The organism is Dyadobacter frigoris (genome assembly GCF_005280585.1).
Classification (GTDB): Bacteria; Bacteroidota; Bacteroidia; order Cytophagales; family Spirosomataceae; genus Dyadobacter; species Dyadobacter frigoris.
In genome coordinates this window covers 1-1322 of record NZ_SZVO01000055.1, presented here as the reverse complement: position 1 = coordinate 1322, position 1322 = coordinate 1, and the positions used below count along the sequence as shown (strand labels likewise).

The window sequence follows — 1322 nt, the reverse complement described above, 5'->3', positions numbered from 1 at the left end:
ATATTTTTGAATGAATTTTTCATGGCTATTTATATTTAATGTTTTGTTGTAATTGTTTCCCTTATTGATGAATCAAAGATAGGGTGATGGCAGGTACTATGTATAACAAAGTACACGAATGGATGCTTTTCAGTGATAAGTGGTATTGGGAATAAATGAGCAATTAAACGGTTAAAAGGGGTTGTTGAGGTTTTGTGAAAATAATGGTCTGAACTATGTTCAATCTTAAAAAAGCGGTTTGAGGAGAAGCTTGTTACGTAAATTATATCGGCCATACCTACGGCATTTTGTGATCGCAGGGATTGTCGTTATAATCCAGGGATTGAAATCCCTGGCTACAATGTCGTTCATGCCTACGGCATTTGTAATCTTGCAAACTACTACTTATCAAAAGATGAAAATCCTTAAATACCCTATCGTTCACACCCACGACATTTTATTCTAGTGCTGTAAGCACGGCCGACGTTGTAGCCAGGGAATTTATTCCCTGGGCTGGATTCCCTGGGAATGATTTAGATTAATACCATATCAGATTTATAACAAAAATGGCTCCCGTTTTGACGAAAGCCATTTGCAAAGACTACTATTTCGATACTTTTATTTAATCGTCACAATACGTTCAACAACTGGTTCTGACAATTGAAACGATTTGGTTTGTGAATCATTTTTGCTGCTCACTTTGATTTCATATTTTCCAGCGGCAAGCTCATCCACATTTAAAATACGTCCGAATTTTTGATGATCTTTTTCAACTACTTCACGGTAAACGACATCGCCGGTTGCATTTTTAACTACTATCGTCGTGTTGGAATCGTCGTTAAGTTTGTCAACAAAAACATTAATTTTTCCGTTTTTGTTGATGTAAACGCCGGTGTTAAGGGCAGAAACTTTTTTGGCGGCTTTATCATCTGCGTTTGCAGTGAAAGCGAAAGAAGCAACAAGTGCAAAAGCAACAGCGATATTTTTGATGAAAGTTTTCATGGCTTTGATTTTTTTAAGTATGGCTAATTTTTTTCTTTATGGATGGCTAATAGGGTACTCGGTAACTAATGCTTATTTGATTGTCAATACACGTTCTGTTTTTTGATCTGATAATTGGAATGATTTGGTTTGTGTTTCGTTTTTGCTAGTAACATCGATTTCATATTTACCGGCTTCAAGATCCGTAACGTTCAACTGGCGACCAAATTTTTGATTTCCTTTTGCAACTACTTCGCGGTACACTACATCTCCCTGTTCGTTTTTTACAAGAATTGTTGTGGCTGCGTTGTCATCCGATTTATCGACCAACACATTGATTTTTCCACCTTTATTGATGTAAA

General features: G+C 36.4%; 2 protein-coding genes. Both read right to left on the bottom strand.

Annotation, left to right across the window (positions count from 1 at the left end; translation table 11 throughout):
* Positions 1–597 precede the first annotated feature (597 nt).
* Positions 598–981: a T9SS type A sorting domain-containing protein gene (locus FDK13_RS35175; protein WP_137344678.1), complete on the bottom strand. Its 384-nt coding sequence runs from the start codon at positions 979–981 to the stop codon at positions 598–600.
* 72 nt (positions 982–1053) lie between these two features.
* A partial coding sequence (locus FDK13_RS35710) for a T9SS type A sorting domain-containing protein (RefSeq protein ID WP_170983022.1) occupies positions 1054–1322 on the bottom strand: 269 nt, incomplete at its 5' end.